Below are 6,195 nucleotides of genomic sequence, written 5' to 3' on the forward strand. Positions count from 1 at the left end.
CTTCGCCGAGGCCATCCGCCCACGACCAGCACGAGTATCCCGAACCCCACGCACACCAGACCCGTGACCTGCAACTTCACGATGCACACTGCTCACTGCTGACGCAGGCCCGGCGCCCGAAACGGCACAGCTGATCAACGCACCCGGCGGTACCGGGGCGGCGTCGACAGGGACTGCTAATTCCTGAGGGGGAGTTGGGTATGAGCAAGCAGTTGTTGACGACTGCCTCAAGATCCCGAGTCGACCCGAATGGCAGATGGCCAGATCACTCCTCTTGCGGACTGCCGTGCGCATACCAGCAGGGCAACGACGGGCAGAACTCCTCTTCACCGTGACAGCCGCGAGGGGGACCGGATGTCTGTGGACTGGGCGACGACCGTGACCACGATCGGAGGCGTGGCAGCGACACTGATCGGTGTGCTGGCCGGCTCACTGCTCACCAGCCGGGCCAACCGCACGCACTGGTCCCGCGACAAACAGATCGACGCGTGCGCCGCCATCGTCGCCGAGTCCACCCGCATCCAGCTCGCCCTGCGCCGGGCCTGGCGGCACGGCGATGCCGTGGACTGGGTGCCCTGGAATGTTGCTCTCGGAACGGTCTGGCTGGTCGGCAGCCCAGCCGTCGTCGCCGCAGCAGCGACCATGGACCAGGTCTTCTGGGACCACCGCGACCAGTTCATCCAGCAGACCGCCACCAGTGAGACGGCCTGGAAAGAGGCCAGGGACCGCATGGAGACCGCCCGGCTGGACTTCATCAACGCAGCCCGGCTGCACGTCGACCCCCGGCACAGCAGGCTCACCCAGGTGCCAGTGAGCCGACCTCCCCTGCCCGGATCCAGGCAGGGTTTGCCATCGACCGGACGCGCAGCGCCGGACACGTCCAGGGCCTGACCACGGCTGCTGGAACACGGAGTGTGCGCAGGCCAGGTCAACTGGTGCCCCGGCAGGCAGGGGGGAGCCCCGCGAACTCCCCTTCGCATCGCCGCTGTTCACGATCACGATGCCCCTGCCGTGAGCGGCGCGGTGGTCGGCGAGACGGCAGCATGCGGTCTCGGGTGAGAGCCAGGCAGTGTCGCAGCCGGCCGTGTGCCGGTGCCAGCAGCTGCACAGGATGTGCGGCAGCCGAATCAGCCCAGCAGATCCGTCCCCCGTCTCCTTGGTTCTTCAGGAAGCAGCCATGGTGATCCGTGTCTATGAGGCGCACACGTGCGCGGCACACTGCGGCGCGGTCCTCACCGGGTGACCGCGGACAGGATGGCGAGGCAGAGGGTGAGCCCGGCGGCGAAGGCGACGCCGCCGCGGGAGAGTGCCGCAGGAATGCTGGCGCCCTCCCAGCGGGCCAGCGCGAACGCGATCGCCGCGGTGGCGAAGGCGACCAGAGCCGCGACTGCCAAGGTGAGGAACAGGATGGTCGGAGAGGTGTGGTACACCAGTTCACCGCCTGGATGGTGTTGTGCCGGATGGGAATTCCGACGATCGCCGAGCAGAAGGGGCAGTCGGGCCGGTTGGATGGTTGTCCGGTGACAACAGGGGGTTATCCGGCGAACAATCAACAGGGCGGGAGAGGCGTGTGGGCAGGGGGAAGCGGCCGGGGCGGCCGTGGGGGGCGCCGCGGGGATCGTGCGCTGAGATCAACCAGCTGGTCGAGCTGGTGCGGTCATGGCTTGATGAGTCCTCGATGTCGGTGATGGAGCTCCATCAGCGGCTCACCCCGGATCACTTCGTCGCCGAGTCCGTGCCCGAGTTGCGTCAGCTGCGTGACCTGCTGGCCGGCGAGGGGCTGGGATGGGACCTGGTCGAGGCCGTGGCCGATGTGTGTTTTCCCCACGAACCATCTGACCGCACCGGGCAGCGCCTTGAGCAGGCGCGCGCGTTATGGGATCGGGCGCAGTCGAGCCCGACGCCGCCGGAGGGGGCGCAGGAGCTGGCGCTGGCGCGGGAGCCATTAGAAGCCAAAGACCGCACTATTGAGGTCTACCGGGAGATGCAGCAGGTTCGGCAGGCCTACGAGGCCAGCGAGCGTGGTCGGCATCAGGCGCTGCAGATCGCCACGCTGTTGTTCGCGATGCTCGGCCAGGCGCAGGCCAAGGTCGCGGAGCTGCGGCGCAGGCTCGATGCCCACCATGCGCTGCCGGCAATGGACCCGGTCGAGCACCAGGTGCTGCAGACGCGTCTGTCCCGGGCCGTGCAGCAGTAGACGGACCTGGGCGAGCAGCTGTCCCGTGCCGAGCGGGAGCGGGACACAGCCCAGCAGGTCGCTGACCTGCGGCACGCCGCCTCCAGGCGCTCGAAGCCGAACTGGCAGGGCTGCGGACCCGGATGGGAGACCACGCCTCCGCGCCGACACAGGATCTGACACCGCACGGGCCGCAAGCCGTTCTGGAAGCGGTCAACCAAGATGATCAGGCGTTGGACGACGTGGACCGTACGCTGGAGAAAGTGCGCGCCGTCCTCGACGACGAGCACGAAGCCGTTCAGCAGGCCGCCGACGACGTCGGTTACCGCACGCCATCTCCCGGGATCTCCGGCACGGGGGAGTTCCGGGTACGGGTGGTGCCGGGGCAGGTGGAGCGCAACGTTGCGCCGCCCCCCATAGCGCAGGAGGAGGGGTGGTCAGGGTTTTCCCGGATAACCCCGGACAACCGGCTGGCCAGCCCGGAAGGTCCTGTGGTGGCGCTGGATCCGCCGCAGCCGTTGTCGCCCGCTCGGAAGCGCTACCTGGAGTCGGCGCTCCCTCGCATCACACCGAATCTGAATCCGGCGGAGACTCTCCAGGGGCTGTGCCAAGCGGCGGTGCCGGAGCTTGCGGACGAGGTCTTTGTGTACTCGTGCGACGCGCTGTCGTGGGGCGATCGGCCTGCTCCGGAGCCGGTCGTGTTGCGGCTGTCCCACGTCGACCGCAGTGAGCCGCCCCTGGGCGACAGTTACCTGCCGCAGGAGGCGTGCGAGGTGGGACCGGACAGCGCGCTGCGCACGGTTCTGCGCGGCATAGGTGCGGATTTCGCCGACGGACCGGTCGCCGGGGCCGCGCTCGGCGAGCTGCTGGGGCCGGTCTACCACCTGCCTGACGGCCATCGCGCGATCCTCGCAACGCTGGGTGAGCCCACGCAGGCGATCGGCATCGTCCTCTTCCTGCGCCGCCCGGACCGCGAGACCTTCCGGGACGAGGATCTGCTGGTCACCACGGAGCTCGCCGCGCACACGGTGCGCGCCCTTGGACGAACTGACTTGCATGGCGCCGCGCAGGCAGACCCTCATAGCGCAGAACGACACTTGGCGAACGAAGTGCAGCTCGCCATGCTGCCCGAGTCGCTGCCCCAGCTGCACGGCGTGGAGTTGGCCTTCCGGTACCTGCCGGCTACCGAGACAGCGCGCGTCGGAGGCGACTGGTACGACGCCATGCCGCTACCGGGCAACCGAGTCGCCCTGGTCATCGGCGACGTGATGGGCCCTCAGTAACCTCTGCGGCGATCATGGGGCAGTTGCGGATCACGACCCAGACCCTGGCAGGGCTCGACCTGCCGCCGCAGGAGGTCCTGCACCACCTCAACGAGCAGACCCAGCGGCTCGGTGTCCACCGCATGGCCACCTGCCTGTATGCGGTCTACGACCCGCTCACCCGCCGCGTCACCCTTGCCAACGCTGGCCATCCGCCACCGGTACTGCTGTACCCCGACGGTCGCACAATAGCGGTGGACTTGCCGACCGGCGCCCCGATCGGCCTCGGCGGAGTGAACTTCGAGCCGGTCGAGCTGGAGATGCCGGCCGGCGCCACCCTGCTGCTGTACACCGACGGGCTGGTGGAGTCCCGGTTCCGGGACGTCGCCTCCGGCATCGAGGAACTCTGCGCGACGCTCACAACCAGCGCCCAACTCACCGGCCCGGACAGGCTGACGCCACTCGAGTCGTTGTGCGACGCCGTGCTCAACACGCTTGGCCCGGACCACCGGGACGACGACATCGCCCTGCTTGCCGCCCGTCTCGACGGGATCGAGCCCGACGACGTGGCGTACTGGTTCTTGGAGACTGACGCCACCGCCCCTGACCGGGCCCGGCAACTGGTCCGCCGCGCGCTGGCCCGCTGGGGCCTTGAGCACCTCGGCGACCGTGTGGAACTGCTCGCTAGCGAGGTCGTCACCAATGCCATACCGCATGCAACGCGACCAATCACCCTCCGCCTGCTGCGTACCGACAGGGTGGTCTGGTTCGAACTGGATCTCCCTCAGCCGAGCGGCGACGCGACGTAACCGCCGCGGCGCACCCGTCGTCGACTGCGATCTCGGGCCAGAACGGCGCGGCCTCCTGCTCGGTGTAGGGGCGCAGGCATTCGGCCGTGAGCGCCCACGTCCCCCGGCCGCCAGCGGCGGGCTGTTCCTGGCGCGGCCGGGTGCCACCAGGTCGGTGGAGTTTGTACGCGCGGTTGTGCACGTTCTCGTCCCGGATTTGTGAGGCGCCGGCTTCCATGTGCCTGTGGACGAGCGCCCCTCTGGGCCACGGACTAGCAATTTGCTAGCATCTGCGCTATGGCTCTCACTCAGCTGAACACCCGCGTTCCGGAGGAGCTGGCCGACAAGGTCCGCACTGCTGCGAAGCGCGCCGGCATGTCGATCAACGACTACGTCACCGAAGTCCTCGCCGCCGACCAGGCGGCCGCGGAAGGTCCCGAGGACATGCGGCAGGCCCGCGCCCGCATGCACGCTGTCGTCGCCTACAAGCGGTGGCTCGACGGCGGGCGGTCCGAGGCTGGCGCCATGTCCATGGACGAGGTGTTCGGGTGACGGCGGTTCCCGCTCGGTTCGCCGCGCACGTCGGCGAGACCATCAAAAACCTGCCCAACCGCGAGAAGGAAGAGCTGCACGAAGCCGTACTGCGTGCGTGCGCCGATCCGTGGTCGTGGCCGCCGGCCGACAAGTACGACCGCATGGACGAGTCGGTGCGTGTCATCACGACGCGCGCCGCCATCGTCCACTACGTGATCATCCCGGGTCCGGATCCTCATCTGTGGGTGTTCGCCATCACAGTCTGACCTCGGCCGACTGCGATTTCGCCCCCAGCGGCGCCATGACCGCATCCGTGACCTCAGCGGGTCCATGCAGGGGTGACGGTCCGCAGTCCGAGAGGTTTTCGGTGCTGGCCTCGCACGCATCGCGCTGCACCAGGTCCGCGGCGCGGTACTGCACGCTCCCAGTGGCACCTGAATCCAATGCAGTTGCTTTAAGGCCCTGGCCGCAGCTTCGCGAAGACAGAGCCCAGTCGTCCCGCTACACCCGTAAGATCCCTCCCCGACTGAAAGCTGCTGAGGGGGACGCATGCAGTTGGCTATGAGCAACGACTACGCAGCGATCATTTCAGCGCTTATCGCGGTAATCGTGGTGATCGGCTTCGTTGAGCTGGAGGCTTACTCGAAGGCAGCGGTCGCGGGCTTGGATGAAGACGAGGAGTCTCTACGAGGGCTTTTCGAAGAGCTGTTGACCCGTATGCGTGAGGGCGGTGAGCCTACGTCAGAGCAGCTCGAACGCATCAGGGAGATGGCCAACGATGGCCCACTGGAGCGAAGCTGGCGACGCTCGCGGGGCCCCATTGTGGTCGGCATGTGGTGGTCCGTCGTGTGCGCGGCGCTCGTCTCTGCCGAGCTGTTGGTCATTCTCTGGGCAGCAATCGACAAGCACGGACCAGCTCAGTGGGTTGCGTGGTACTCGCTTCTGTCCTCTGGAGTAGGGGTGTTGACACTCATGGCGCTCTCGATGAGGCGTGCGTTGGCGGTGCCCGTGAAGCTCGCCGCGCCCTTTCAGAGCCGTCGGGAGATGCTCGCCCTACGTCGATACATCAGACTCGCCTTCCAACAGGAAGAGGTGGAACGCGACTCAGGTGTAGTGGAGGGCGCAGAGCGCTGAACCTCCTTCGGCAGAAATAGGAGCGGCCCCCTTTAGGGAGGTGAAGGCGGTTGGGAAGCACGGGCCACGGGTCTGCCAGCGCCCCGGTGTTTGCGTTGCTTGGTGGTCTGGTTGTGGGCCCACCGCCCCGGCTCGACCTAGTGCTGAGTTCCTCAAAGGGGTGTACACATATCGGCGCCGTAGTTGGCGGGTTGGCGGGGCCGACCTGCCCAGATCCAGGGGTTGGCACGGGAGTTGAGCTGGTCGGTCGCCAGGGTGGTGGCCTGGTCGATGTCCTCGCGGTTGGCGAATGACCGGCCGG

At 67.7% G+C, this 6,195-nt stretch carries 6 protein-coding genes and 1 pseudogene; 6 read left to right on the forward strand and 1 reads right to left on the reverse strand.

What is annotated here, in order from left to right; all coding sequences use genetic code 11:
• The first annotated feature begins 396 nt into the window (after positions 1 to 396).
• Positions 397 to 891 carry a hypothetical protein gene (locus ACFVJQ_RS45240; RefSeq protein WP_385791782.1) on the forward strand — a complete coding sequence of 165 codons (495 nt, stop codon included), beginning with the start codon at positions 397 to 399 and terminating at the stop codon, positions 889 to 891.
• Between the two features lie 341 nt (positions 892 to 1,232).
• On the opposite strand, the gene ACFVJQ_RS45245 is transcribed toward ACFVJQ_RS45240, so the two are convergent.
• Positions 1,233 to 1,430: a hypothetical protein gene (locus tag ACFVJQ_RS45245; protein WP_385514999.1), complete on the reverse strand. Its 198-nt coding sequence runs from the start codon at positions 1,428 to 1,430 to the stop codon at positions 1,233 to 1,235.
• Between the two features lie 248 nt (positions 1,431 to 1,678).
• Between ACFVJQ_RS45245 and ACFVJQ_RS45250 the strand changes: the two genes are divergently transcribed.
• The 5 genes and pseudogenes from ACFVJQ_RS45250 (at position 1,679) to ACFVJQ_RS45270 (ending at position 5,894) form a co-directional block, all read left to right on the forward strand.
• A complete protein-coding gene (locus ACFVJQ_RS45250) occupies positions 1,679 to 2,197 on the forward strand; it encodes a hypothetical protein (protein ID WP_385791783.1) in 519 nt (172 codons plus the stop codon).
• Between the two features lie 464 nt (positions 2,198 to 2,661).
• Positions 2,662 to 4,193: pseudogene (locus ACFVJQ_RS45255) on the forward strand (SpoIIE family protein phosphatase); the annotation flags it as partial.
• Positions 4,194 to 4,523: 330 nt separating this feature from the next.
• Positions 4,524 to 4,778, forward strand: coding sequence for a toxin-antitoxin system HicB family antitoxin (locus tag ACFVJQ_RS45260; protein WP_385791784.1), 255 nt, complete (start codon positions 4,524 to 4,526; stop codon positions 4,776 to 4,778).
• Positions 4,775 to 5,026, forward strand: coding sequence for a hypothetical protein (locus ACFVJQ_RS45265; protein WP_385791786.1), 252 nt, complete (start codon positions 4,775 to 4,777; stop codon positions 5,024 to 5,026). The genes ACFVJQ_RS45260 and ACFVJQ_RS45265 overlap by 4 nt, the downstream gene beginning before the upstream one ends.
• A gap of 295 nt (positions 5,027 to 5,321) precedes the next feature.
• Positions 5,322 to 5,894 carry a hypothetical protein gene (locus tag ACFVJQ_RS45270; RefSeq protein ID WP_385791788.1) on the forward strand — a complete coding sequence of 191 codons (573 nt, stop codon included), beginning with the start codon at positions 5,322 to 5,324 and terminating at the stop codon, positions 5,892 to 5,894.
• Positions 5,895 to 6,195: the final 301 nt, after the last annotated feature.

It is taken from the genome of Streptomyces sp. NPDC127197, from assembly GCF_042672405.1.
In the GTDB taxonomy this organism is placed as follows: Bacteria; Actinomycetota; Actinomycetes; order Streptomycetales; family Streptomycetaceae; genus Streptomyces; species Streptomyces flavusporus.

Excerpts from the sequence above, each read along its gene's own strand:
- ACFVJQ_RS45260 (WP_385791784.1), top strand. The coding sequence starts at position 4,524 with ATGGCTCTCACTCAGCTGAACACCCGCGTTCCGGAGGAGCTGGCCGAC.
- ACFVJQ_RS45270 (WP_385791788.1), top strand. The coding sequence starts at position 5,322 with ATGAGCAACGACTACGCAGCGATCATTTCAGCGCTTATCGCGGTAATC.
- ACFVJQ_RS45250 (WP_385791783.1), top strand. The coding sequence starts at position 1,679 with ATGTCGGTGATGGAGCTCCATCAGCGGCTCACCCCGGATCACTTCGTC.